Raw genomic sequence first — 26307 nt, 5'->3', positions numbered from 1 at the left:
CCAGACCCCTTACTCGTCCAGCGTCTCGCCGGTCAGCACGTGCGCGTGCACGTGGAAGACCGTCTGCCCGGCGTCGAGGCCGGTGTTGAAGATCAGGCGGTACGCCCCGTGGAACTCCCGGTCGGCGATCGACTGGGCCACCTCGACGATGTGCGCGAGCTCGGCAGGGTCGGCCTGCGCCAGCTCGGCGACGTTCGCGTAGTGCTTGCGCGGCACGACCAGTACGTGCACCTTGGCCTTCGGGTTGATGTCCTTGAACGCATAGGTGGTGTCGTCCTCATACACCTTGCCGCTGGGGATCTCACCCGCGATGATCTTGCAGAACAGGCAGTCCTCGGACTCGCTCATATTCACTCCTAACCTAATGCCGAACCTATCGACGGCATGCGCGTTTTCGCTGATTCCATGCTATTGCCCCGCACGGATATTGGCATCCGCGGCGCGCTCAGGCGAACCGGCCGAGCGCGCGGGCCAGCAGCGACAGCGCCACGGGGCCGGCCGCCGAGGCGCGCAGGATGTTGGTCCCGAGCACCACGGCGCGGGCGCCGGCGGCCGTGAACGCCTCGACTTCGTCCTCGCTGATGCCGCCCTCCGGCCCGACCACTACGCTGACCGTGCGCGGGCGGCCGTCCTCAAGGCACTTGTCGGCCATCGCCCTGACCAGGCCCTCGATGCCGTCCCATGTATCGGTGGCGTCCTGATGCAGGACAATCACCAGATCGCCGTGCACGCACGCGCGCCGGCAGATGGCGACGATCTGCTTGCTCGAGACGCAGTCGGCCAGGCGGGGCGTCCACGCGCGGCGCGACTGCTCGGTCGCAGCGGTCAGCACCTGCCGCCATTTGCGGTCGGTGCGCCCGGCCTTCCATTTGGCTATGGAGCGGTCCGCCTGCCACGGGATCACCGTGTCGACGCCGATCTGCGTGGCCACGTCGATCGCCTGCTCGTCATGCCCGGTCTTCGCCAGCGCTTGGATCAGCGCGAGGCGGGTGACCGGCTGCGCCTCGCGGCCGACCTCCCTGACCTCGGCCAGCCCGGCGTCCGCATCGGCGATCACGGCACGGATCCGCAGCCCCTCGCCGTCGGAGAGGTCCAGCTCGTCGCCCTCCGACAGGCGCATCGCCTGCACGGCGTGCCTCCTGACCGCCGCGGGAAGCGTGATCTTCCACCCGGTGTTGAGCTCGTCGCAGTTCACCGGCACGTCATCGCGCGATGGATCGAGAAGAAACAAAGGATTCGTCATGCCCTCTAGGCTACACACCCCCTACGGCCAACAGGCGACACGCAGGGACGACACACCGATTTGACGATCGGGGATGTCATGGTAAAGTATCTACTCGTTGCCTCAAACGGCACCTGTCCGGGTGGCGGAATGGTAGACGCGCTAGCTTGAGGTGCTAGTGCCTATTTTATACAGGCGTGTGGGTTCAAGTCCCATCCCGGACACCGAGTACAACCCCGTGGAAACACGGGGTTTTCTTGTATTCATCATCCGTTCGCCCATGACCCCGACCGCTCGCCCGCGCTCGCATCCGTCCGCCGGCGACGTGAGAGAAAGGCTGCCGCATGCGGTTCATCACCATCGATTCGATCGACGACGAGCGCGTGTCCGCGTACACGAACCTGACCGAGATCCAGCTGCGCAACCGCCTCGAGCCCGCCAAGGGCCTGTTCATCGCCGAGTCCCCGAAGGTCATCGACCGCGCGCTGGCGGCCGGCCGCGAACCGATCTCCCTGCTGGTCGAGGAGCCCTGGATCGAGGGCATGGCGGACACCTTCGCCTTCGTCGACGAGCACTGGGGACCGAGTGTCCCCGTCTACGTGGCCTCCTCCGAGCAGCTCAGGCAGCTGACCGGATACCGGCTGCACCGCGGCGCGCTGTCGGCGATGCGCCGCTGGCCGCTGCCGTCGGTGGCCGAGGTGTGCCGCGGCGCCCGGCGCATCGCGATCATGGAGAACATCGTCGACCATACCAATGTCGGCGCGCTCATGCGTTCCGCGGCGGCGCTCGACGTGGATGCGGTGCTGGTGACGCCCTCCTGCGGCGATCCGCTGTACCGGCGCGCGGCGCGCGTGTCGATGGGCACGGTGTTCCAGATCCCGTGGACGCGCATCGGCACGGAGTCCCGCCACGCCTGGCCGTTCGACGGGCTGGAGGAACTGCATGGGCTCGGCTTCACCACGGTCGCCATAGCCCTGACCGACGACTCGATCAGCCTGGACGAGCTGGTCCGCCGCTTGGGCAATGCGCAGGACGAGCCCGATCACATCGACAAGCTGGCGCTGATCTTCGGTACCGAGGGCGACGGGCTAAGCCGCCACACGATCGCGAACGCCGATCTGACGGTGAAGATCCCGATGAGCCACGGCGTCGATTCGCTCAATGTCGCCGCATCGAGCGCCGTGGCGTTCTATTCAACCAGACTTCACTGAGCGGTCATCGAACGGTCATCGTAAAACTTCCGACTCGCCCACGCGCTGCCTTGCGTGTCGCCGAATTTGTGCAAATATTAGGTAGTGTCGAACTACGCAAGGATGCGTGGGGCGCAGGAAGTATCGGTGTCGCAAGACGCTGTTGGTGACCATAGAGAGGAGCATCCATGGCGAAGAACAAGCAGAAGATTCTGTCCATCGTCCTAGCGGGCGGTGAGGGAACGCGCCTGATGCCGTTGACCCGCGATCGAGCGAAGCCCGCCGTCCCGTTCGGCGGAGTATTCCGCCTGATCGATTTCCCGCTGAGTAATCTGGTGAATTCCGATTACCGCCACATCATCGTGCTGACCCAGTACAAGTCCCACTCGCTGGACCGCCACATCTCGCAGATGTGGCGCTTCTCCTCGCTGCTGGGCAACTACGTCTCCCCGGTCCCCGCGCAGCAGCGCCTCGGCAAGCACTGGTACCTCGGCTCCGCCGACGCGATCTACCAGACGATCAACATCATCGAGGACGTGCAGCCCGACATCGTGGTCATCGTCGGCGCCGACCACGTCTACCGCATGGACTTCGGCCAGATGGTCGAGCAGCACATCGCCTCCGGCGCCGAGTTCACGGTGGCCGGCATCCGCCAGCCGATCAGCCAGTCGAACCAGTTCGGCGTGATCGACGTGGACCCGGAGCACCCCAACCAGATCCGCGAGTTCCAGGAGAAGCCCGAGCACGCGGCCGGTCTGCCCGACGATCCGAACTCCTTCCTCGCCTCGATGGGCAACTACGTGGCCAACACGGACGCCCTGTTCGACGCGCTGGCCAAGGACGAGAAGGCCGAGGACACCAAGCACGACATGGGAGGCGACATCGCCCCCTACTTCGCCTCCCGCGGCGAGGCCGGCGTCTACGACTTCAACTCGAACGTGATTCCCGGCGCCACGCCGACCGATCACGCCTACTGGCGCGACGTCGGTACGCTCAAGCAGTTCTACGATGCACACATGGACCTGATCGCCTATGTGCCCGAGTTCAACCTGTACAACCAGGCTTGGCCGATCTACACGAACTCCGGCACGCTGCCGCCCGCCAAGTTCGTGCATGCCGGCCGCGACCGCCTCGGCCACGCGACCGATTCGATCGTCTCCCCCGGCGTGATCGTCTCCGGCGGCGAGGTGCACCACTCCGTGCTCTCGCCGAACGTGCACATCCACTCGTGGGCGCAGGTCGTCGACTCCATCCTGTTCGACGGCGTGACGATCAACCGCCGCGCGCGCGTCTACAAGGCGATCCTCGACAAGAACGTCGTGCTGACCGAGAACTCGACCGTCGGCATCGACACCGAGCACGATCTGGCCCGTGGCTTCACGGTCACGCCGGACGGCATCACCGTGGTGCCGAAGGGCACCGTCGTGGACGACTGATTTTTTAGCCGCGCGTATGCACTTCATTGAGGGGAGCATGGGTACCGCCCGTGCTCCCCTCAATCATGTATGGCGGTAAGTTATTTATGGCGGTAAGTTATTGTTGCGGCACATTCTTCCATCGCGTGATAGCATTTCCCCGTGCGATAGTACCTCCACAGCGCGGAACCCGCCACCCGTCAACCTCTCCACCACGCGGTAAACCATCCACGACGCGGTATTACTCCCCACCGCGCGGTAAACCATCCACCACGCAGCAAGCAAAAACGTTGGAATGACGCGAAAACCCTAAAACACCAAACCACGCGGTGGAAGTAATACCGCGCCGTGGAAGTAATACCGCGCCGTGGATCTATAGCTGAGGCACCATCTATTGGCGGGAAGAGGCTCATTCCGGCATGACGGAAATCATGTAGAAACCCATAACAAAAAGGCTCCCCTGAGGGAGCCTTGATACCGAATGCGCTCAGTACTTTGGCATGTTGTCGAAGTTGAATCCCAGCGCGGCGAGCTGCTCGCGGCCTTCCGGCGTGATCTTGTCCGTCGTCCAGCGGGGCTGCCACGTCCAGTCGATGCGGAATTCCTCGACCAGACCGGCGAGCGTGCTCGCGCACTCGTCCTCGATGAGGTCGGTGAGCGGGCAGGCCGGCGTGGTCAGGGTCATCGTGATGATCGCACGGCCCAGCTCGTCGATCTCGATGCCGTAGACCAGGCCCAGATCGATGACGTCGATGCCGAGCTCCGGGTCGATGACCTGGTGCAGGGCCTCCTTGACGTCGGCTGCGGTGGCACGGCCGATATCGTCGACCGCCTTGAGCGGGATGTCGTCCTCGCCGGACTGGCAGCATTGGCCATCGCCATGACCGCCGCATGCGCATGCGCCGTCGCCGTGCGCGTGCTGGTCGGAAGGCCCGTTGGCGACGGCGACCAGATTCGGGTTCGCCATCACGCGGCGAGCGGCCTCCTCGTCGCCCAGCACCTTGTTCACGGTATCGAACACCGAGGATTCGGGCTCGGGAACCAGATTGTCACTCATATCTCTCCAAACGTTGTGGGTGGGTTGGTGGTGTCCTACGTTATAGGTTGTCGGTGTTTCCGGCTCCCCTCGCTGAGGGGAGCTGTCACGAAGTGACTGAGGTGAGCATTCTCGCAGACGACTGATGTAAGACCGATGCGTTTCCTCCCCTCAGTCGGCCGCGCCGACAGCTCCCCTCAGAGAGGGGAGCCAAAGTTGCTGCTGCTTACCGCTGCGGCTTCGCGGCCAAGGCCTTGGCCACGGCGTCGCGCATGCCCTCCCAGCCGAGCAGCGCGCATTTGATGCGCATCGGGTATTTGGACACGCCCTGGAACACCACGGCGTCGCCCAGCTGTTCCTCCTTGGCGTCGTCGTTCAGACCGGCGCCGCGCGATTCCATGAGCTCGTGGAAGTCGCGGAACAGATCCATCGCCTCGTCGACGGTCCTGCCGGCGACCAGATCAACCATCACCGACAGGCTGGCCTGCGAGATCGAACAGCCGTGGCCGTCCCACACCAGCCGCTCGATGCGATGCGGCTCGGCATCGGACACTTCGGCATGTACGGTGGCCTCGTCGCCGCAGGTCGGGTTGAACTGGTGGGATTCGCCCGGCGTGCAGTACTCGTGGCTGGCGCGCATCGTGCTCTTCCCGGCTCCGGAGGCCTGCTCCGAAGCCAGATCAGGGGCGAAGGTCTCCTTGCCGTGCGGATCGCGGGCGGCTTCGAGAATCACCTCCTGGTACATCTGCTCGAGGCCGTCGCCGCTTATGCCAAAATCACTCATGCTCACCTTTCCCCTCCGCCTGCGTGCGGTGGATGAATGCGCACAACTGCAATGTGCGCAACATACGAATATGTGCAATATGGTACGCCGGGGACCGCTCAAAACACCGCAGCCCAAGATGCCACCGCCCGAGCCGCCGCGGCGTACCGTGCCACATCCCGCTCCGAAGCGGGATCACGCATCACGCCTTGAAGAACGGCCTCACCTTGGCCACGGCCTCGACCAGCGCGCGCGCATCGTCGACGCTGTTGTACACGCCGCTCGACGCGCGGTTGGAGGCGTACAGACCGAAGTGGCGGTGCACCGGCTGGGCGCAATGGTGACCGACGCGGATGGCGATGCCCTGCGCGTCGATGAACTGGCCGACGTCGTGCGGGTGCACGCCGGCCACGTCGAAGGCGACGGTGCCGATGCGGTTCACGTTCTCGCGCGGTCCGAGGATGCGCACGCCGTCGATGTCGCCGAGCTTGAGCAGCTCCGCGGCGATCGTGCGCTCGTGGGCCTCGATGTTCGCCATGCCGACGCCCATCATCCACTCGGCGGCGACCCCGGCCGCCACGACCTGCGCGACCGGCTGCGTGCCGGCCTCGAAGCGCGCCGGAGGCTCCATGTACTGGGCCGGCTGGTCCATCCACGCCAGCTCGACCATAGAACCGCCGAAGTTCGCCGGCGGCAGGGCCTCCAGCATCTCGCGCTTGCCGTACAGGAACCCGACGCCGGTCGGGCCGTACATCTTGTGCGCGCTCCAGGCCGCGAAGTCCACGTCCAGCGCGTGGAAGTCGACGGCCAGATGGGGCACCGACTGACAGGCGTCGAGCACGAACACGGCGCCGACCTCGTGCGCGCGGCGCACGATCGAGGCGATGTCGGTGATCGCGCCGGTGGTGTTGCCCACATGCGTGATCGCCACGACCTTGGTGCGCTCGGTGATCACCTCGCCGGCGGTGTCGGAGCGGATGCGCCCGTCCTCGGTCAGGTCGAACCACTTGAGCGTGGCCCCGGTGCGGTACGCCAGCTCCTGGAACGGCAGCAGCACCGAATGGTGCTCGGCCTTGGAGACCACGATCTCGTCGCCGGGCTTCAGCGCGAAGCGCTTGGCGGCCTCTCCCCCGCGGCCGAGGCTCGCATTGCCGAAGGCGGTGGCGAGCAGGTTCAGGCCGGCGGTCGCACCGGCGGTCACCACGATCTCCTCCTCGCCTTCCGCGGCGTTGGCGCCGACCAGTCTCGCAACCTTGGCGCGCGCATCCTCGAAAGCCGTGGTCGAGCGCGCCGCCAGCTCATGCGCCCCACGGTGCACGCCGGCGTTGATCGTGCGGTAGAACTCGGCTTCCGCATCGATCACGCACTGCGGCTTCTGCGAGGTCGCCGCGGAGTCCAGATACACGAGCGGATGCCCGTGTATCTGCTGATCCAGAATCGGGAACTGCGCCCGAATCGCCTTGAAATCCGTCATATTCCCCTCTTGATTGACTTGACCGGACTGACTTGACCTGACCGACTTGACCGGTCCCTGCCGTGGCAGGGCGCGCTCAGGCCAGCGCCGACTCGGAATCGGACCCTTCGGGCAGGTACTGGTCGTAGCCGTTCTCCTCCAGCTCGTCGGCCAGCTCCGGGCCGCCGGTCTTGACGAAGTGGCCGTCGGCGAAGACGTGCACGATGTCCGGCTTGATGTACTTGAGGATGCGCGTGTAGTGCGTGACCATGAGGATGCCGAAATCGTTGGCTTCCTTGGCGCGGTTCACGCCTTCGGAGACGATGCGCAGCGCGTCGACGTCAAGGCCGGAGTCGGTCTCGTCGAGGATCGCGAACTTGGGCTTGAGCAGCTCGAGCTGCAGCACCTCAGCGCGCTTCTTCTCGCCGCCGGAGAAGCCCTCGTTGACGGAGCGGGTCGCGAACTTCGGGTCCATGCGCAGGCGCTTCATCGCCTCGGACAGCTCCTTGGTCCACGTGCGGATGGCCGGCGCCTTGCCGTCGACCTCCGTCTTCGCGGTGCGCAGGAAGTTGGTCATCGACACGCCCGGCACCTCGACCGGGTACTGCATGGCGAGGAACAGGCCCTCCTTGGCGCGCTCGTCGGGGGTCTGCTTGAGGATGTCGACGCCGTCGAGCAGCACTTCGCCCGAATCGACCTCGTACTTGGGGTGCCCGGCCAGCGTGTAGGCGAGCGTGGACTTGCCGGAGCCGTTGGGGCCCATGATGGCGTGCGTCTCGCCGGAGTTGACGGTCAGGTTCACGCCCTTGAGGATCTGCTTGCGACCCTCCTTGGTTTCGACCGAGGCGTAAAGGTCCTTGATTTCCAGAGTGGACATGGATTCTCCTCGAATTATTCTCGTATGCGTTTACTTGTCTTCCAGAACCGCCTGCATGGCCGCGTCCTCGCCACGGGCCAGACGGCGGTCGATCACGTCCATGAGGTGCTGCGCGATGGCCGGCACGCCGATCTCCTCGACGAGCTCGCCGAAGAAGCCGCGCACCACGAGCTTGCGCGCCTCGGTCTCGGGGATGCCGCGGGACTGCAGGTAGAACAGCTCCTCGTCGTCGAATCGGCCGACGGAGCTGGCGTGGCCGGCGCCGATGATGTTGCCGTTCTCGATCTCCAGATTCGGTTCGGAATCGGCGATCGCGCCCGGGGTCAGCACCAGATTGCGGTTGAGCTCGTAGGAGTCGGTGCCGGGGGCCGTCGGCTCGATCAGCGCGTTGCCGACCCATGTGGAGTGCGCGTCCTTGCCGTCGAGCGCGCCCTTGTAGACCACCCTGGACTTGCACTCGGGGTGGTTGTGCACCACCATCGTGCGATGCTCGATGTGCTCGCCCGGATCCACGAAGTAGATGCCGAGCATGTTGAGATTGCCCTGCGGGCCGCCGAAGTCCTGGTCCATGCGGATGCGCACGATGCTGCCGCTGAGCGTGACGACGGAGTGGCGCAGGGACGCGCCCTCGCCGACGTGGATGCGGTGGTTGCCGACGTGCTTGGATTCCTTGTCCCATTCCTGGACGAACGTGGCGGAGACGTGCGAGTCCCGGCCGGTGGTGATCTCCACGCCTTCGGCCAGACGCGCCTTGCCGTTGTGCTCGACGACCACGTCGGCGTGCGTGCCGTCGTCGGCGATGATCACCAGATGGAGGGCGTCGAGGTCCATGCCTCCGCCGACCACGCGGATCAGCACGGGCTGGTCCAGCTCGCCGTTCAGTTCGACGATGGTGGCGGTGTGGCCGGAGTTCCATTCGACGGCCGAGACGCGGTCGTTCGGCTTGGACACGGTACCCGATCCGCCTTCGCCGAGCCGCTTCTGGCTGACGGCCACCCGCTCCGGGTCGACGGGCGTGCCGTCGACGTTGGAGACCACGATCGCGGTCTCGCCGCTCGGCTTGAACACGTCGAAGAATTCCTCGATGCGCTCGAGCGGCGTATAGCGCCACTCCTCCTGCTTGCGGTCGGGCTGCGGGAACGCGGAGACCTCGAAGGAACGCGGCGCGCGGTCGGCGCTCGACGGCATGGCCGCCGGGATCGCGTACGGATCGTTCGGGTCCGCGACGGGGATATTGAGTTCAGTTTCGTTCGATGCCATGGGAATCAGCCCACCGATCCTTCCATCTGCAGTTCGACCAAACGGTTCAGTTCGAGCGCGTACTCCATCGGCAGCTCGCGGCTGATCGGCTCGACGAAGCCGCGCACGATCATGCCCATGGCCTCCTTCTCCTCGAGGCCGCGGCTCATCAGGTAGAAGAGCTGGTCCTCGGAGACCTTGGAGACGGTGGCCTCGTGCGCCATGGTGACGTCATCCTCGCGCACGTCCACATGCGGGTACGTGTCGGAGCGGCTGAAGTCGTCGACGAGCAGCGCGTCGCACACGGTGGAGTTCGAGGAGCCTTCGGCGCCGTCGACGATCTTGACCAGGCCGCGGTACGCGGAGCGCCCGCCGCCGCGCGAGATCGACTTGGCGACGATCGTGGAGCTGGTGTGCGGGGCGAGATGGATCATCTTCGCGCCGGTGTCCTGATACTGGCCCTTGCCGGCGAAGCCGAGGGACATGGTCGACGCGGTGGCGTACGGCTCGGCGAGGATGCAGGCCGGGTACTTCATCGTAGCCTTGGACCCGATGTTGCCGTCGACCCATTCCATCGTGCCGCCCTCGCGCACGTAGGCGCGCTGGGTGACGAGGTTGTACACGTTGTTCGACCAGTTCTGCACGGTGGTGTAGCGCACGCGGGCGTGCTTCTCGACGATGATCTCGACGATGGCCGCGTGCAGCGAGTCCTCGGACCAGATCGGGGCGGTGCAGCCCTCGACGTAGTGCACGTAGGAGCCCTCGTCCGCAATGATCAGCGTGCGCTCGAACTGGCCCATGGCCGGCGTGTTGATGCGGAAGTAGGCCTGCAGCGGGATGTCGACGTGCACGCCCTTCGGCACGTACACGAACGAGCCGCCGGACCACGCGGCGGTGTTGAGCGCGCCGAACTTGTTGTCCTCCGGGGAGACGACGGTGCCGAAGTACTTGCGCACCAGATCGGGGTATTCGCGCACGGCGGTGTCGGTGTCGACGAAGATCACGCCCTGATCGGCGAGATCCTTCTGGATGGAGTTGTAGATGACCTCGGACTCGTACTGGGCGGCCACGCCGGAGACGAGGCGGCTCTTCTCCGCCTCGGGGATGCCCAGGCGGTCATAGGTGTTGCGGATGTCGTCGGGCAGTTCCTCCCACGTCTTGGCCTGCTTCTCGATCGGCTTGACGTAGTATTTGAAGTCGTCGGCGTTGAAGCCGCTGAGGTCCACGCCCCAATCGGGCATCGGCTTGTCCAGGAACGCCTTGAACCCGCGCAGGCGCATGTCGAGCATCCACTGCGGCTCGCCCTTGTCGGCGCTGATGGAGCGCACGACGTTCTCGTCGATGCCTCGCTTCGCCGCCTCGCCGGCGGCATCGGAATCGTGCCATCCGTAGCTGTAGTCGCCGAACTGCTGGATGATCTCGTCATCCTGTTTGATTTTCTCCTCGTTGACGCGGGCGCGATCAGCCACGTACTGGCTCATCTCCACGTCAGCCGCGGCATTTGGCGCTTGGTTTTCGCTCACCGTACGCTGCCTCCAATCAATTGAACGTTCTTACGCAAACCTAACAGAACTCTAGGCCAAACACTAACCCCGACACTGCATATTGGCTATGCGCTGATATGACATACCCCACACCTGAGAGCCTCCCCCGTTCCGGTCCGCCGGCGCCTGAACGGGCGGACCGGCGAACACAAGCAGAGGGACCCCGTCTGCATGACGGGATCCCTCTGCGAATGCGATGCGTGGGTGCGTGCGCGCCCGGCCTAGGGCTGCACGTGCACGGTGGTGCCCATCAGGCACCAGTTGTAGAACTGCTGCGCGACGTCCCAGCCGATGCCGACGCATCCGTGGGAGGACGCCCCGCCGCCGCCGACCAGCTGCGAGTTGTTCATGGTCGTGGTGATGCGGTGGATCGCGCAGCCGGTCTTCGAGAAGTAGTTGACGAAGCCGACGTTCTTCGCGTCCCAGCTCTCGTTGCTGCCGTCGCTCAGCGTCAGGTTGCCGGTCATGTCCTGGCTCAGGTACTTGAGCCAGATCTTGAAGTCGCCGTTCGGCGTGCAGTTGTCGTAGACGTTCGGATCGCAATAGGTCGGCGTGCACAGGTCGCCCGTGCATTCGCCGGTCTTGGGATCGTTGCCGCGGCCGATGCCCGCGTTGAAGGTCATGATGGCCTTGTCGTTCTCGTAAGCGGTCACGGTGTGGTCGGACAGGTCGATGACCACGTTCCGCTTGGTGGACTTGGTCTGCATCGGGTCGACGGTGCCTTCCACGCTCACCGAGCCGCTGCCCTTGGCCAGAGCCTCGACCACGTCCTTGCCGACGTTCGCGTCGGCCCCCGCGGCCACGGTCACGCCGTCATGGCCCTCCTTGATGACCTGCAGCTCGTCGCCGACGCCGTTGACGATCACCTCGCGGTCCTCGCGGCCGGTGGACAGATTGGCCTTGATCGTGTTGTCGTAGTACTGCTGCAGCTTGTCGGCGTCGAACACGACATAGCCGTTGCGGGTCTCGTTGCCGGAGAGCTTGGCGTTCTCGTTCGCGTTGATGGTCGTCGAGGCGGCCAGCGCGGGGGCGTCGATCGCCGCGATCTGGTGGTCGCCGATCTTGATGGTGACCGGATTCTGCGCCAGCGAGTCCAGCGTGGCCTTCGCCTGATTGGCGATGTCGTCGGTCACGGCCGGATCGGTCGCCTGCAGCTCGACGGTCACGGTGGACGCCGGGCTCGTGCCCAGCGACTCGATACGCGCGACGGCCGCCTTGGCGACGGGCTCGGCGTCCGCGCCCTGCCCCTGCTGGCCGGCGACCACGTCGAAGCCGTTCTGGTCGGCGCTGAGCTGCACCGCGGCGTCGACGGGCGCGACCTCGTCGATGGACAGCTTCTGGCTGAGCTTCGACGAGTCCGCGGCCTTCGGGTTGGCCGGCTCGGTGGTGACGTCATGCTTGACCCAGAAGGCGTAGCGCTGCCACCATGCGCCGTCGCGCTTGGCGTTCGACGCCTCGTTGGCGATGGTGCTGGCGTCGACGCTCAGGCCGAGGTCGTCGAGCGTGACGTCGACGGTTTTGCCGTTGTAGGAGACCGGCACCTTGGTGCCCGACACGGAATCGTTGATGGTGGAGACGATCTGGTCGTAGGTCTTGCCGGTCACCGAATGCCCCCACAGCGTGACGCCGGGCAGCGCGTGCGACTGGAAGAACCAGAAGCCGCCGCCGGCGCAGGCGGCGAGCAGGGCGACGATGCCGACGACGATCCACGGCCAGACCAGACGGCGCTTGCGCGCGCCCGTCTCCTCGGGCACCGCGAAGGCGTCCATGTCCAGCGGGCTGAACACCGCGGTGGCCTCGCCGTCCGCGAATCCACCCGACACGGGCCGCGACGCGCTCGCGTCGAACGTGCCCCTGAATTGCTCGTTACGTTCACTCATACAAGCTCTCGTGCATTCTCTCGTTCCGACGACGGCTCCATCGGGGCCGTCGTCTTTGATACAACAAGGTCTATTATGCTACATGGCCATGAACATCCTCGAATCGGGGCCGCTCGGCCACCCGGAGGCGTATGTGATTTAATTCACACTTGCCGGCGCCCCGCCGGCCGGTCGGGGGTCGATCTCCCCTATCATGGGGTGCAAGGAGCGCTCCAACGGAGGGGCGCCACCGAGAGAAGTGATTTCCCATGAATGCGTCACGGTATATGCGCCTGGGTCTGGTCGACGACGACCCGTTGACGTTGGCGGCGTTGCACGCCTTGGCGAACGGCTGGCGCGCGGAGCACGGCATGGCGGTGGTCTGGGCCGTACGCTCCGGCGACAAGGCGGTGGATCGGTGCGTCGACTCGCGCACCCGCCCCGACGTGGTGCTGGTGGACATGGGCGTTGACGGCGTTGACGGCGCGGCGACCTGCGCGCGGATCCGCCTCTGCTCCGACAGCATCGTCCTGCTGGCGATCACCTGCCATTCGCTGCGCCACTACCGGGACGCCGCACGGCGTTCGGGAGCGCAGGCCCTGCTGGACAAGGCCGATATGGCCGGATTGCGGCGCTGCCTGGCGGCCTGCGCGGCCGGAGAGCCGTATGCGCAGGACGGGTTTCCCTCCCCCGCCCGAGCGTACGGACTCGCGCGGGCGCAGGGACGTACCCATCCGTTGTCCGCGCGGGAGGCCGAGGTCATGGACTGGACCGTCAGGGGGCTTACCGCACGGGAGGTCGCAGACCGGATGGGGTTGAGCGAATCCACGGTCAAGACGCATGTGCGCCATGCCATCACGAAATTGGGCGTGCGCGGCAAGCTGCAGGCGATCATGGCATGGAGCGAGCTGAGGAGACTGCCATGAACGCGCCGGGCGGATCGAAAACGGCGTCGCCGTGGCGCCGGGTGCGGCAACCGGGCGTGGCGGTGGCCATCGCGCTGGCCGAGACGCTCACGGTCATCGAATACTTCGCGATTCCCGACCGCACGATGATCACCGTCGCCGCAAGCATCGTGCAGCTGGCCCTGACGGCCGGCCTGTATTGGAGCGTCGTGCCGTGCAGCGTGGGGATCCTTGCGCTGTGCATCGTGACAGGGATATTGCCGAACGTTTACTTTTCATCGATGATATGGACAGTCTGGCTTTCATTGGGGTTGTTATCGTATCAGGGACTAACCGTACCTGCTCTTGTTCTCGCCCTTGCGGATGTGATCATCAGGTACTACGACGTCCAAATGCTTGAGAATTCCCAATGGACGGTCAATGGACTTGCCACGGTTATGTGCACATATATCGCTGCCATCACTGTAGGACTAGCCGTCTCCGAGCATAAATACAAGGAACGATTAGAGAAGGAAATTCAGGAAACGAAACGGTTGAAAGATGATCGAGACCGACTTCGGCGCAATCTTGTTCTGGCCAGCAGGCTCCACGATTCAACGGCACGCGAGCTGACACTCATCATGCTTTATACGGACAACTAATCCGGGAGCCGACGACGGATGCCGGACACCGGAGTCTGTCATCCGTGCATGCTCTGGCGCAATCGACGTTGGATCAGGTACGGGAGATCATCGACGTCGTGGATGGCGATGCCGCGATCGACGCCGCGGAAAACGAGGAAATCCGCGGGTCGTTGCATGATGCGCTGCGGTGGGTGATAGACGGGAACGAACGATACCTGTCATCGATGCATATGCAAGGCAGGACCGATCTGGCCGGAGGGCGGAACATGCCCGTCGAACGGATCAGCGCGGACACGCTCCGTGAAATCAAGGATTTTCTCGATCATATGTACATGAACATCCTCATACACGGTACCGGCGGCACCGGCGAAGAAGACGCATACTACGCTTCCGTCACCGTCGAAGGCGATCGGATCAGCATCGTGCAATGCAATGAGACCGATGACAGGCATATACAGTCCCATCCGGGCAAAGGACTCACGCTGCATCGGCAGCGCATAGCGCTTCTGGGCGGAACGCTCGTCACTTCCCTCGACGACCGGCTGTGGACGCTGCGCGCCGTCATCCCGCTGCACGAACCGGCCTGAACCGGGCGCCGTGCGCGGCCACGGCGTACACCGCCCGGGCATCATCTTTTGGATGATGCCCGTTTGCGCAACGAGATAGCATGGCCCCATTACCTAACCGACATCGACGAAGGAGCCGATATGGGCGCATGGCATTACGCGGAGAGGCACATGACCTCGTTTACCTTGAAGGTGGTGGCGTGCTGTTGCATGGTCGTGGACCACATCGCCACGTTCATTCCGGGCATGCCGCTGTGGATGCACTGGATCGGCCGACTGTCCAGTCCCCTGTTCATCTTTCTGATCGGGTGGAGCTGCGAGTTCACGCACGACCGCAAGCGGTACCTGACCCGCCTGTACGCCGCCGGCGTACTGATGGCGTTCGTGCAGGGCGCGCTCAACATTCCCAACAACATATTCACCTGCCTGTTCCAGATCGCGCTGATCATCACGTTGCTGTCCGCGGATTCCGCTCGGGACCGGCTGCGCAACATCGCGCTGTATGCCGCCTATCAGCTGGTGGTGATCCCGATATTCTGGTACGTGATATCGCCGCTCCAGCTGCCGTCCATGGCGTCGGCCGTCATCGTGGCCGCAAGCGACACCGTCGTCGGGCTGTCGGGCGGCTTGTTCTATGTGGTGCTGGGCGTGTCGATGTGGGCGGTGCGCGAGAACCGGATCAGGCTGTCCGCCGTGTACCTCGGGCTCAATCTGCTGTTCGCACTGGCGTTGTCGCCGATCGGGGCGCGCGTGGTCCTCGGGCTCGAACACCATGCGAATCTGGCGTTCGGCGTCCAGGGAATCTTCCTGATGGACAAGGTCCTCAGGCTGCTGAGCATCGACTTCATGAGCGTGGGAGGCTCCGCGCTGACGGTGAATTACCAGTGGATGATGGTGTTCGCGCTGCCGCTTATGCTGCTGTACAATCGCCGGCGGGGCCCGGGCGTGAAGTGGTTCTTCTATGCGTTCTACCCCGCGCACATCGTGGCGCTGTACGGCATCGGCATGGCGCTGGGCGGGGCGGCGTAGCTGCGGGACACAAGCCACGTTGAACCTAGTGGTCTGTTTCGCAAATAATGAAATGGTTCGCGCCCCCGCTAGCGGGGGCTGTCGGCGTAGCCGACTGGGGGGTGGTCAAAACCATTGTGACGTCAAGCGTCCAACCACCCTCCGACGCTACGCGCCACCTCCCGCCAGCGGGAGGATCAACCACTCAACCATTTGCGAGATGGACCACTAGCCGCCGAACGAGCGGGGCGACGCGGATCAGATATGCAAGGGGGCGCACCGACATCGGTCGGTGCGCCCCCTTGTGCATATGCGTTCAGTTCCTGCGATCAGCCCCTCAAGGCCGCGTCAGCGGGCCTGCTGGTGATCCAGCGCGGCCTTGACCAGACCGGCGAACAGCGGGTGCGGCTTGGTCGGGCGGGACTTGAACTCCGGGTGGGCCTGCGTGGCCACGTAGAACGGATGCACCTCGCGCGGCAGCTCGACGAACTCGGTAAGCTCGCCGTCCGGGCTCTGGCCGGAGATGCGCAGACCGGCCTCGCGCAGGCGGTCCTTGTAGGCCACGTTCACCTCGTAACGGTGGCGATGGCGCTCGGTGACATGCGTGGTGCCGTACAGCTCGGCGACGATCGAACCCTCCTCGAGTTCGGCCGGGTAGGAGCCGAGGCGCATGGTGTGGCCCATATCGCCGTGGCCGGCGACGATGTCCTTCTGCTCCTCCATCGTGGCGATGACCGGGTTGGCGCAGTCGGGCTCGAACTCGGAGGAATTCGCGTCCTCGATGCCAAGCACGTCGCGCGAGTACTCGATGACCATGGACTGCAGGCCGAGGCACAGGCCAAGGGCCGGCAGCTTGTTCTCGCGGGCGAACTTCAGGGCGCCGATCTTGCCGTCGATGCCGCGGATGCCGAAGCCGCCGGGGATCACGATGCCGTCGACCTGGTCGAGCGCGGCGGCAGCGCCTTCCTGCGTCTCGCACTTGTCGGCCGCGACCCACTTGACGTTGGCCTTCGCCCAGTTGGCGAAACCGCCGGCCTTGATGGCCTCGGTGACGGACAGGTAGGCGTCCGGCAGGTCGATGTACTTGCCGACGATCGCGATGTTGACCTCGTGCTTGGGGTGGTGCACGCGCTCCAGCAGATCGGCCCACTCGTCCCAATCGACGTCGTGGAACGGCAGACCGAGCTCGCGCACCACGTAGGCGTCGAGGCCCTCGTCGAACAGGATCTTCGGCACGTCGTAGATGCTCGGCGCGTCCACGCAGTTGACCACGCCCTCCGCGTCGACGTCGCACATGAGCGAGATCTTGTCCTTGATGGACTGGTTGAGCGGGCGGTCGGAGCGCAGCACGAGCGCGTCGGGCGAAATGCCGAGCTGGCGCAGCATCATCACGGAGTGCTGGGTCGGCTTGGTCTTGAGCTCGTGGGCGGCGGAGATGTACGGCACCAGCGAGACGTGCACGAACATGCAGTTCTCCGGGCCGAGGTCGCGGCGCACCTCGCGCGCGGCCTCAAGGAACGGCTGGGACTCGATGTCGCCGACCGTGCCGCCGATCTCGGTGATGATCACATCGACGTCGTCGGACGCCTGGGCGCGCATGCGCGACTTGATCTCGTTGGTGATGTGCGGGATGACCTGCACGCACTGGCCGAGGTATTCGCCGGCGCGCTCCTTGCGCAGCACCTCCTGGTAGATCTGGCCGGTGGTGACGTTGGCCTTCTGGCTCAGGAAGACATCGAGGAAGCGCTCGTAGTGGCCGATGTCGAGATCGGTTTCGGCGCCGTCCTCGGTCACGTAGACCTCGCCGTGCTGGAACGGGTTCATCGTGCCCGGGTCGACGTTGATGTACGGATCGAGTTTCTGCTGCAGGACGTGGATGCCACGGCTGCGCAGCAAGCGGCCAAGTGAGGATGCGGTCAGGCCCTTACCGAGTGAGGAGACAACGCCGCCGGTGACGAAAATATGTTTGGTGACGTGTTCTTGAGCATTGCCATGTGTTCTTCTAACCATGGAATTTCACTCTATCATTCGCATATGACTCGGCGTGTTACCGATAACGGTATTCCGCAACAGCGAAGGCGCCTGCCGCAACGGTCTGTCAGCGTGCGGGTGCCGGGCTGCGCTGCGGCATAGCCGGACGGCGAAGCGCGCTGACGGCCTCGGCGCCGCACAGCACGCCCAGCACGGCCAACGGCAGGAAGTAGCGATGCTGCATGCCGTCGATCATCGGGGATTCTGCCGGCGTATACTGCAGCCACAGCGCCAGATACGTCAGCAGCATGATGCCGACGATCAGCACCGCCGCGAACCACCAGAACGCCGCATGAACCGGTCGCAGCACACGGCGTGCGGTGGCGGCTGCCAGGACGATCGCCATGCCGGCGATGGCGATCCAGCAGCACCGGATCACCACGGAATCGGGCCGGTTGCCCATGTTGGACCGGCCGGTGACGATGCTCAGCGCGATCGCCTTGACCACGGCAATCATGGTTGCGGGATCGGCGAGCAACGCATGGCGGCGCGCGATCATCTCCTCATATGGCACCAGCATCGGCGTGGTGACGAACCAGCCGGTCACAGACATCCAGAACATCAGCCACGCGGCCGATACGGCATTGCCGGCCACGCCGATCCACAATCGGGGATCGCGCCAGACCGGGACGGCGGCGGACGGGGACGCACCGGATGGGGATGCGCCGAACGGCGATACGCCAACGCCCCGCTGGAGCCACGGCACGGCGAGCGCCAGCAGCATCAACGGCGCATAGGTGAGCTTGCACATCGCCAGCATCAGGCATACGCCCGCCAATGCGGCGCAATAGCCCTTTCCAACCCGTCGGTACATCGTACGGAACACCATGCAGGACAGCAGGAACGCCAACGCCTGAGTCAGGCTATCGGCGGAGATCGCAAACGAATAGCGATGGGTGACCAGCGGGCACAGCATGACCAGACCGACCAGAATGCGCCATCGCGGCAACAGGGCGACCGCGCCCGCCGTGCAGGCCGCGTAGACGACCAGCATGATCGCCTCCGCGAGATGGTAGGTGATTCCCGCGTCCAGCCCCAACGCCTTGCCTACCGCGAATCCTGTCAGTTGCGGCAGGTAGACGGCGGGAGTGTTGGTGGCGGTGTTGTTGTACGGCACATCCGCGCCGGCGTCGTCCGACGCCGTGATGGTATCGACCAGCACCGCGTTGGGATCGTAGCCGTCATAATGCGTCTCGGAGTATTCGATCCATTGCCAGTCCACGCGGCCGCCAACGTTGCCGCTGCCGTCGCCGCCGTGCAGACGGCTCATCGCCTGCACCGGGCGGGCGAGCACATCGCCGTTGAGGATGCCGTCGACACGGTAAACATGCGACCATACGTCGGGGATGTGCCCGGGCGCGGTGACCGCCATATAGCCGATGCCGCCCAGCAACGTGACCGCCAGCACGATCCACGGCATGACGGCGCGAAGCACGGCAAGGGCTCTGGCGGAGGCGGTCTTGCCGGATGGTGCGCCGGATAGCACGCCGGATGATGTGCCGGATGACGGCGTATCCGCCCGCCGGTGATGCGGCGCCCGGTGCCGGGCGCTTGCCCCGTCCTCGCTCGGAGGCAGCCTCTTCGCTCCTCGCATGGCCCGTTCTCCTTCTACCGCTCAAGCACCATCCACAGGCCCCGGCCGGGATGGTAATTCCACGTCACATCAATATCATCCCACGAATCGCTGATATCCATATCCCACCGTCATTAGTTCGTCGCGTCAAACTTTTCGCCCACACCTATTATTTGTCACCAAGCAAGTCCCAGTCATCCCGAACTTCTCAGCCGGGTTATCCACAACACGCCGAAGGGGCTTCCCTGCGTCCACAACGCCCGGAAAACCGTCGATGCAATGGTTCAAGGCGGTATGGTCTGGGCATGAGAACCAACGATTCCATCAATCGGCTTGCGACCGAAGCGCGACGGGGACGGCGATGCATCGCGCCATCCAGCCCGGCGGAGGATCGCGCGCTGCGCCGACGCGCCGCGGTCGGGGAGATGACCAAACCGTTCCCGGGCCTGTTCATTTGCACCGAGTATTGGAACCAGCTCGTCGCCAGCGAGAGAATCGTTCATATCGCCCGGTCATTGGCGGGCCGGCATCCGCAATGGGTGTTCGCCGGACCGACCGCGGCGGCCATCCACGGGTTCGAACATCAGTGGTCCATTCACGAGGACGGCGTATTCATCGTGAGCAGGCATGCCCAATCCGGCCGCAACAAATATGGCGTCAATCGCATCTACATGACGGACGATCAGGCACTGATCGTGCAGAGTCTGGCCGTCACGTCGCCGGCACGCACCGTGCTGGACTGCGCGCGTTTCCTATCATTCCATCATGCGCTGCCCATCGCCGATTCGGCGTTATCCATGCATCCGGATCTGCTGGAGCGAATCGGATCGCTGCGTTGCCGCCGCGACCGCACGCCGGTGGAGCGCATCATGCGATACGCCAACCCGCTCAGCGACAATGGGGGCGAATCCCTTGCCCGGGCGATCATGATCGAGGAGGGGTTCCCGGTCCCGGCATTGCAGCGCGTGTTCACGGACCCGCGGGATCCGCGCCACTGGTACCGCGCCGACTTCACATGGTCGTTCCCCGATGGCCGCATCATCGTGGCGGAATATGACGGTCTGCGCAAATATGTCGATCCGACGATGACCGACCGGCAATCGATCAAATCCGTGGTACATCAGCAAACCCAGCGGGAACGGGATCTTATGGCATGGGGCGTCACGGCGATAGTGCGTTTCGATTATGAGGATGCCGTCAGACGCCAGCCTTTGGCGAACAAGCTGGTCCAGGCCGGAATCCCCCAGTACGCCCGACCGTGGTAGCACGGAATACTCCCTACTTTTACACGCCAAAACCTCTTTTTGCGTGTAAAACCCGGGACCGCCGCCCGCCTATTCCCGGGTTCTACACGCGAACGGCCCCATTAGCGTGTAAGAATCGGGAGTCCCATACGGCAACTCCCGGGTTTTACACGCCAAAAGGGGTTCTGGCGTGTAAAACCCGGGAGCAGGCAGACGCAGCAGCAGCGGATCAGGCGGCGAGCAGATGGGCGATGGCTTCCAGGGCGAGCTTGTAGCCGTAGAAGCCGAGGCCGGTGATGGTGCCGGTGGCGACCGGGCTGATGACCGAGCGCTTGCGGAACTCGTCGCGAGCGGAGGGGTTGGAGATGTGCACCTCCATCAGCGGCAGCCCCGCGTCGCCGATCATGTGGGCGGCGTCGGCCAACCCGTACGAATAGTGCGTGAAGGCGGCCGGGTTCATCACCACCGGGGTCTTCTCGTCGACGGCCTGATGCATCCATCCGATGATCTCGGCCTCGTCGTCGGTCTGGCGCACCTCCACGTCGAGCCCGAGCTCGGCGCCCCACGCGGTGCACAGCCGGCGCAGCTCGGCAAGGTCCTGCCGCCCGTACACATCGGGCTGGCGCACACCAAGGCGCCCGAGGTTCGGTCCGTTGACGACGATGACTTTGATGGTCATGATGACGCTCCTTGCTACTGGTTCTTAAGATTGCCTGCCGACCTGCCGCCTGCCCGTCACCGGCCCGGCCGGATGCGGCGGAAGGCCTCCTCGACGGCCTCGGCCGGCGGGTTGTCCAAATGCACCGGGTGGCCGATCGAATCGAGCACCACGAAGCGCAGCGTGTTGCCGCGCGCCTTCTTGTCGCGGTGCATCAGGGCGAGCACGTCCTCGAACGAGCCGCCGTCCCACGAGGTCGGCAGGCCGAGCGAGGCGAGCAGCGAACGGTGGTAGTCCACCAGATCGGCGTCGATGTAACCGCACAGGTGCGCCAGCTCGGCCGCATAGACCATGCCGACGGCCACCGCATTGCCATGGCGCCAGCGGAAATGCTCGAGCTTCTCGATCGCGTGGCCCATGGTGTGCCCGTAGTTGAGGAACTCGCGCAGGCCGGCCTCCTTGAGATCGGCAGAGACGTGCCGGGCCTTGACGCGCACCGTGCGCTCGATGAGCTCGGCCACCACGTCCTCAAGATCGGAGCCGAGCAGCGAGGCGCCGTCGAAGGCGCGCAGCTCGGCCGCATGCTCCTCGAGGATGCGCAGGATCTCCGGGTCGGAGATGAATCCGGATTTGGCGACTTCGCCGAGCCCCTCGATGAAGATGTCGTTGGGCAGCGAACCCAGCGTGGTCATATCGGCCAGCACGCCGGCCGGCGTATAGAACGAGCCGACCAGGTTCTTGCCGACCTTGGTGTTGATGCCGGTCTTGCCGCCGGTGGAGGCGTCGACCATCGCCAGCAGCGAGGTCGGGCAGTTCACGTAGCGGATGCCGCGCATCCATGTGGCGGCCACGAATCCGGCCAGATCGGTGGCCGCTCCCCCGCCGACGCCGACGACCGCGTCGGAGCGGGTGAAGCCCTCGTCGCCGAGGCGCTCCCAGATGCCGTTCGCCACGGTGATGGTCTTGCCGGCCTCCGCATCGGGAATGACGATGTCGGACACCTGGTACCCGGCCTGCCGCAGCAGGGCGCGGGCGCGGTCGGAATGCCGCTGCACCGGCTGGGTGTGGATCAGCGCGATGCGCGCCGGCTTGCCGCCCAGCACGGCGGGCAGATGGTTCATCGCGCCCTCGCCGATGCGCACGTTGTAATCGTCGGCCGCGACCACGTCGACGTGGACGACACGCTCCTCGATCATGTTCATCACCTTTCTCGCCGCCATCTGCGGCGTGGAACCATGGGTCCGCACATGCACGTTGGCAACCCGGTCGAACACCGGATCGCGCTGCCGGTACAGGCGCATCCAACGCTCGTTCGCGTCGCCGCCGTCGAGCATCGGGCGGCCGCCGCCGCGGTTGGCGCGTTCCATGGCCTCCTGCGGGTCGGCCTGCAGATAGATCACACGCCCCCCGTCCGCGACGTACGCCGCCAGCGCGTCCTGCGTGGCGGGGGTCATCGGGGCACCGCCGCCGAGCGCGAAGATGCCGCCGAAACCGTCGATCGTGCGGCGGATCAAATCGCTCTCGACCTCGCGGAACGCGGGTTCGCCGTACCGCGCGAAATAGTCGGGGATGCGCATGCCGACCTCGCGCTCGATCTCCAGATCGGCGTCCCGGAACGGCAGTCCCATCATCTGCGAGACCTCGCGGCCGACCCGGGTCTTGCCGGCGCCCATCATGCCGATGATCACGGCAACGGGATGAGTGCTCATCTCATGTGCTCCGGCCAGGAGGCGAGGTAGCCCTCGGCGTTGCGGCGGATCTCGTCGACGCTGTCGCCGCCGAATTTCTCCAGCACGAAGCGGGCCAGCGTCAGGCGCACCATCGCCTCGGCCACCACGGAGGCCGCAGGCACGGCGGTCGAATCGGAGCGCTGGTTGATGGCCTGCGCCGCGTCGCCGTTGGCCACGTCGACCGTGCGCAGCGCGCGCGGGATCGAGGGGATCGGCTTCATCGCGGCGCGCACGCGGATCGGCTCGCCGTTGGACATGCCGCCTTCGATGCCGCCGGCGCGGTTCGACAGGCGCGTGATGCGGCCGTCCTCGCCCGGCACCATCTCGTCATGCGCTGCAGAGCCGGCGCGCACCGCCTCGCGAAAACCGTCACCGACCTCCACGCCCTTGATGGCCTGGATGCCCATGAGCGCCCCGGCCAGAGCCGCATCAAGACGACGGTCCGACTCCACGTAGGTGCCCAGACCGGCCGGCACGCCGTAGGCGATCACCTCGACCACGCCGCCGACCGTGTCGGCGTTCGACTTGATCTCGTCGATGCGCGCGATCATGCGCGCCTCGGCGTCCTTGTCCAGCGTGCGCACCGGCGAGGCGTCGAGCGCGGCGACGTCATCGGGGGTCGGCAGCACGCGATCAGCAGTATCGTCCACGCCGGCTCCCCCGATCGAGATCACGTGCGCGACCGTACGGATGCCGAGCGTCTGCTCGAGGAGCAGGGCCGCGATCTGGCCCAGAGCCACGCGCGACGCGGTTTCGCGTGCACTGGAGCGCTCGAGCACCGGGCGGGCGTCGTCGAAGCCGTACTTGCGCATGCCGGTCAGATCGGCATGGCCCGGGCGGGGGCGACTCAGGGGGGCGTTGCGCCCCTCACGGGGAAGTTCGTGGTCGAGCGGATCGGCGCTCATCACCTCGACCCACTTGGGCCATTCGGTGTTCGCGATCTCCACGGCGACCGGCGAGCCGAGCGTGAGCCCGTGACGCACGCCGGTGAGCAGACGGACCTTGTCCTGCTCGAACTTCATGCGCGCGCCGCGGCCGTAGCCGAGGCGGCGGCGCGCCAACGCCGCGACGATGTCGTCCGTGGTGACACCGACGCCCGCGGGAAGCCCCTCGATCATCGCGACCAATGCCTCGCCGTGCGATTCTCCAGCCGTCTGCCAACGCAACATATGCGTGCTCCTCACTTTCGAAAAACCAACTTCGGGCTATTGTAGCGGTTATGACATACCTTGCGTTGCTTCCCGGTCTGATCTGTGGACTGGCGGTCGGCGTCGAAGACGTACGCCACCGCCGCGTGCCCCGCGCGTGGATCGCCGTCGGGTGTCTGCTGCAGCTGGTCGCGATCCTGATCTACGCCCTGGCGGCGAACAACCTGTTCGCGCTTCCGCAGGCCATGCTGTTCGCCGCGCTCAGTGCGGCGGTGCAATGCCTGCTGGCGCTGATCCGGCCCGGCGCGCTCGGTTTCGGGGATGTGACCTGCACGCTGATGACCGGTCTGGGCGTCGGCATGCTCGGTCTGGGCGCCGTGGTCGCATGGTGGCTGGCGATGGGGCTGATCGGCGTGGCGTGGACGCTGCTGTGGATACGGTTCGACCCGCAATCCGATTCGCCGTACGCGGGCAAGGCGCCGTTCGCTCCGGTGATCGTGATCGCGGGTCTGGTGGCGGAACTGGTGTCGTTGGCGTGACGCGGCCATGTCGCGCCAACGGCCGGGGTGATCAGTAGTCGGGGTTGTTCGACTCCCACGTCCGCAGTTCGGCGACGAACTGCTCGAACTCGTCGGCGCTGCTGGTGAACTTGGTCTCGCCGGTCTTGAGGTTGACCGTGCAGAAATACGTCCAGTCGCCCTGCTCGGGGTCGAGCGCGGCCTTGATCGCGCTGTCGCCGGGATTGCTGATCGGCGTCGGTGGCAGACCGGTGTGCTTGCGCAGGTTGTACGGATTGGAGTCGTCGGCCAGCTGGTCGTTGGTCAGATCGGTGCCTTTGATGCCCAGGCCATAGGCCACGGCCGAATCCATACCCAGGGTCATGCCCTGGTCGAGACGGTTGTCGATGACCCTGGTGACCTTGCCGTAATATTCCTCGGAATTCACCTCGGCTTCGGCGATGGACGCGATCTTCAGGATGTCCTCGCGCTTGGCGCCGGCCGGCACGCCCAGCTGGTCGAGCTTGGCGATGCGGGCGTCGACCATGCCCTTGATGATCTCGGTCACGCTGCGGTTCTGCACGTCATAGGTGCCCGGTTCGAGCCAGCCTTCGAAACTGCCCGATGCCTCGGACGGCAGGATGCCGGAGCCGCCGCCCTCGACGACGGTCTTGAACTCCTTTTCATCGATGCCGCTGAGGGTGGCCGCGCTGACGATCACGTCGCTGAGCCGTTCGCCGGGGCGCACCTCGAGGAATCCGCTCGCCTTGGACTGATCGGACAGGATGGCGACCACGTCGGAGGCCTTCATATGCGTCTTGAGCGTATAGGTGCCCGGGTAGAGCACCGCGCCGTTGCCGGACACGGTGCTGGTGAAGGCGGCCTCCGACTTGACGATGTCGGCCTTGACCAGATTCTTCGCCACGTCGACGGCGCTCTGGCCCTTGTCGACGGTGAACGACACCTCGGTGTCGCCGGGGCCGGCGTAGTCCTCCACCACCGAGCTGTCGGCGCGGTTCGCGGCGCGCCACGCCTTGATCATGCGCAGGCCGAAGAAGCCGCCGACGGCGAGCAGCGCCACGATGACCACGATGCTGATCGCGACGGCAACGCGCTTCTGCTGGCGGCGCCTGCGGCGGCGGCGCATTTCAGCGCGTGATTTCGGGGGCAGCGGCGGCTTGTCCGAAGACGCCATGCCGCGATCATCGACCCAGTGGGTGTTATCGGCGAAAAAATCCTCGATATCCTCAGTCACTGATCCGCTCCCTTGTCTTCTCGTCCATCCAATGCCGACTGCAGTATCACCACCGCCGACTGCTGGTCAACCACCGGACGATGCTTCCGACCGGAGACATGCGCCTGTTGCAGTTGTCTGTGAGCGCTGACCGTCGTCAGCCGTTCATCCACCAATGTTACCTGAGGAAGCTGCGGGATCCGGCACTCGCCCTCATCCATCAGATTCCGTATCCGTTTCGTAAGATTCACGGCCCAGCGGCGCGCCTTCTTGGCGCTTTTGCCCTCCGTGCCGTCGAGCATGAGCGGCAACCCGACCACGACGTGGTCCACCGATTCGTCCTCGATGACGTCGATGACCTCGTCCAGAGCCTGGAACGAGTCGCCGTATACCCTGATGTTGCCTATCGGATGCGCAAAGGTGAGCTCAGGGTCGGACAACGCGAGTCCGACCCTGGCATCACCCAGATCAATGCCGAGCCATACCACCGGC

Annotated in this window: 24 protein-coding genes and 1 tRNA gene; 9 read left to right on the top strand and 16 right to left on the bottom strand. The window is 65.2% G+C overall.

Annotated elements, in window-relative coordinates:
• Positions 1-9: 9 nt before the first annotated feature.
• Positions 10-348, bottom strand: a complete 339-nt coding sequence (locus tag BBSC_RS05985) for a histidine triad nucleotide-binding protein (protein ID WP_033517477.1) — start codon at positions 346-348, stop codon at positions 10-12.
• A 97-nt stretch (positions 349-445) separates the two neighbouring features.
• Positions 446-1243: a 16S rRNA (uracil(1498)-N(3))-methyltransferase gene (locus tag BBSC_RS05980; RefSeq protein ID WP_033517479.1), complete on the bottom strand. Its 798-nt coding sequence runs from the start codon at positions 1241-1243 to the stop codon at positions 446-448.
• A 115-nt stretch (positions 1244-1358) separates the two neighbouring features.
• Here BBSC_RS05980 and BBSC_RS05975 point away from each other — a divergent pair.
• From BBSC_RS05975 to glgC, 3 genes are all read left to right on the top strand, one after another.
• A tRNA-Leu gene (locus BBSC_RS05975) sits at positions 1359-1446 on the top strand.
• Between the two features lie 120 nt (positions 1447-1566).
• A complete protein-coding gene (locus BBSC_RS05970) occupies positions 1567-2433 on the top strand; it encodes a TrmH family RNA methyltransferase (protein WP_033517482.1) in 867 nt (288 codons plus the stop codon).
• A gap of 167 nt (positions 2434-2600) precedes the next feature.
• Positions 2601-3848 carry a glucose-1-phosphate adenylyltransferase gene (gene glgC, locus BBSC_RS05965; RefSeq protein ID WP_033517483.1) on the top strand — a complete coding sequence of 416 codons (1248 nt, stop codon included), beginning with the start codon at positions 2601-2603 and terminating at the stop codon, positions 3846-3848.
• Between the two features lie 466 nt (positions 3849-4314).
• Here glgC and BBSC_RS05960 read toward each other — a convergent pair whose 3' ends face one another.
• From BBSC_RS05960 to BBSC_RS05930, 7 genes are all read right to left on the bottom strand, one after another.
• Positions 4315-4884 (bottom strand): metal-sulfur cluster assembly factor, encoded by a 570-nt coding sequence (locus BBSC_RS05960; protein WP_033517485.1) that lies wholly within the window; start codon positions 4882-4884, stop codon positions 4315-4317.
• 205 nt (positions 4885-5089) lie between these two features.
• Positions 5090-5647 (bottom strand): Fe-S cluster assembly sulfur transfer protein SufU, encoded by a 558-nt coding sequence (gene sufU, locus BBSC_RS05955; RefSeq protein WP_033517487.1) that lies wholly within the window; start codon positions 5645-5647, stop codon positions 5090-5092.
• Between the two features lie 181 nt (positions 5648-5828).
• Positions 5829-7100, bottom strand: a complete 1272-nt coding sequence (locus tag BBSC_RS05950) for a cysteine desulfurase (protein ID WP_033517489.1) — start codon at positions 7098-7100, stop codon at positions 5829-5831.
• Positions 7101-7176: 76 nt separating this feature from the next.
• The gene (sufC, locus tag BBSC_RS05945) at positions 7177-7956 is read right to left on the bottom strand and encodes a Fe-S cluster assembly ATPase SufC (protein ID WP_033517491.1); all 780 of its coding nucleotides are present in this window, start codon (positions 7954-7956) and stop codon (positions 7177-7179) included.
• Between the two features lie 30 nt (positions 7957-7986).
• Positions 7987-9216 (bottom strand): Fe-S cluster assembly protein SufD, encoded by a 1230-nt coding sequence (gene sufD / locus BBSC_RS05940; protein WP_033517494.1) that lies wholly within the window; start codon positions 9214-9216, stop codon positions 7987-7989.
• Positions 9217-9221: 5 nt separating this feature from the next.
• Positions 9222-10676, bottom strand: coding sequence for a Fe-S cluster assembly protein SufB (gene sufB, locus BBSC_RS05935; RefSeq protein ID WP_046726247.1), 1455 nt, complete (start codon positions 10674-10676; stop codon positions 9222-9224).
• Between the two features lie 284 nt (positions 10677-10960).
• Positions 10961-12619, bottom strand: coding sequence for a L,D-transpeptidase family protein (locus BBSC_RS05930; protein ID WP_033517496.1), 1659 nt, complete (start codon positions 12617-12619; stop codon positions 10961-10963).
• 248 nt (positions 12620-12867) lie between these two features.
• Between BBSC_RS05930 and BBSC_RS05925 the strand changes: the two genes are divergently transcribed.
• From BBSC_RS05925 to BBSC_RS05910, 4 genes are all read left to right on the top strand, one after another.
• On the top strand, positions 12868-13524 hold the full coding sequence (locus tag BBSC_RS05925) for a response regulator transcription factor (RefSeq protein ID WP_033517497.1): 657 nt from the start codon (positions 12868-12870) through the stop codon (positions 13522-13524).
• Entirely contained in the window at positions 13521-14144 is a 624-nt protein-coding gene (locus BBSC_RS05920) for a hypothetical protein (protein ID WP_033517499.1), read from the top strand. Before BBSC_RS05925 ends, BBSC_RS05920 begins: the two co-directional genes overlap by 4 nt.
• Before the next feature lie 44 nt (positions 14145-14188).
• The gene (locus BBSC_RS05915) at positions 14189-14713 is read left to right on the top strand and encodes a hypothetical protein (RefSeq protein WP_033517501.1); all 525 of its coding nucleotides are present in this window, start codon (positions 14189-14191) and stop codon (positions 14711-14713) included.
• Between the two features lie 120 nt (positions 14714-14833).
• Positions 14834-15721 carry a TraX family protein gene (locus BBSC_RS05910; RefSeq protein ID WP_033517503.1) on the top strand — a complete coding sequence of 296 codons (888 nt, stop codon included), beginning with the start codon at positions 14834-14836 and terminating at the stop codon, positions 15719-15721.
• A gap of 327 nt (positions 15722-16048) precedes the next feature.
• Here BBSC_RS05910 and BBSC_RS05905 read toward each other — a convergent pair whose 3' ends face one another.
• Entirely contained in the window at positions 16049-17710 is a 1662-nt protein-coding gene (locus BBSC_RS05905; RefSeq protein ID WP_033517506.1) for a CTP synthase, read from the bottom strand.
• Positions 17711-17798: 88 nt separating this feature from the next.
• The gene (locus tag BBSC_RS12810; RefSeq protein WP_051923190.1) at positions 17799-19325 is read right to left on the bottom strand and encodes a DUF2142 domain-containing protein; all 1527 of its coding nucleotides are present in this window, start codon (positions 19323-19325) and stop codon (positions 17799-17801) included.
• Between the two features lie 50 nt (positions 19326-19375).
• On the opposite strand from BBSC_RS12810, the gene BBSC_RS05890 reads away from it, so the two are divergent.
• Complete coding sequence (locus BBSC_RS05890) at positions 19376-20569, top strand: CTP synthase (protein ID WP_144414431.1); 1194 nt, start codon at positions 19376-19378, stop codon at positions 20567-20569.
• A gap of 208 nt (positions 20570-20777) precedes the next feature.
• Here the strand turns inward: BBSC_RS05890 and BBSC_RS05885 are convergent, their stop codons facing one another.
• From BBSC_RS05885 to aroC, 3 genes are read right to left on the bottom strand one after another with little or no spacing between them, the layout of a single operon-like run.
• Positions 20778-21227, bottom strand: a complete 450-nt coding sequence (locus BBSC_RS05885) for a type II 3-dehydroquinate dehydratase (protein ID WP_033517512.1) — start codon at positions 21225-21227, stop codon at positions 20778-20780.
• Positions 21228-21283: 56 nt separating this feature from the next.
• Entirely contained in the window at positions 21284-22915 is a 1632-nt protein-coding gene (locus BBSC_RS05880; RefSeq protein WP_033517513.1) for a bifunctional shikimate kinase/3-dehydroquinate synthase, read from the bottom strand.
• On the bottom strand, positions 22912-24105 hold the full coding sequence (gene aroC / locus BBSC_RS05875) for a chorismate synthase (RefSeq protein WP_033517515.1): 1194 nt from the start codon (positions 24103-24105) through the stop codon (positions 22912-22914). The genes BBSC_RS05880 and aroC overlap by 4 nt, the downstream gene beginning before the upstream one ends.
• A gap of 50 nt (positions 24106-24155) precedes the next feature.
• Here aroC and BBSC_RS05870 point away from each other — a divergent pair, with 50 nt between their 5' ends.
• The gene (locus BBSC_RS05870; protein WP_033517517.1) at positions 24156-24623 is read left to right on the top strand and encodes a prepilin peptidase; all 468 of its coding nucleotides are present in this window, start codon (positions 24156-24158) and stop codon (positions 24621-24623) included.
• A gap of 31 nt (positions 24624-24654) precedes the next feature.
• On the opposite strand, the gene mltG is transcribed toward BBSC_RS05870, so the two are convergent.
• Both mltG and ruvX read right to left on the bottom strand, forming a co-directional pair.
• The gene (mltG, locus tag BBSC_RS05865; protein WP_033517519.1) at positions 24655-25836 is read right to left on the bottom strand and encodes an endolytic transglycosylase MltG; all 1182 of its coding nucleotides are present in this window, start codon (positions 25834-25836) and stop codon (positions 24655-24657) included.
• Positions 25833-26303 (bottom strand): Holliday junction resolvase RuvX, encoded by a 471-nt coding sequence (gene ruvX, locus BBSC_RS05860; RefSeq protein ID WP_033517521.1) that lies wholly within the window; start codon positions 26301-26303, stop codon positions 25833-25835. The genes mltG and ruvX overlap by 4 nt, the downstream gene beginning before the upstream one ends.
• Positions 26304-26307: the final 4 nt, after the last annotated feature.

This window comes from Bifidobacterium scardovii JCM 12489 = DSM 13734 (assembly GCF_001042635.1).
Lineage (GTDB): Bacteria > Actinomycetota > Actinomycetes > Actinomycetales > Bifidobacteriaceae > Bifidobacterium > Bifidobacterium scardovii.
The sequence above is the reverse complement of the archived record's forward strand: the minus strand, read 5'-3'. Positions and strand labels throughout refer to the sequence as shown.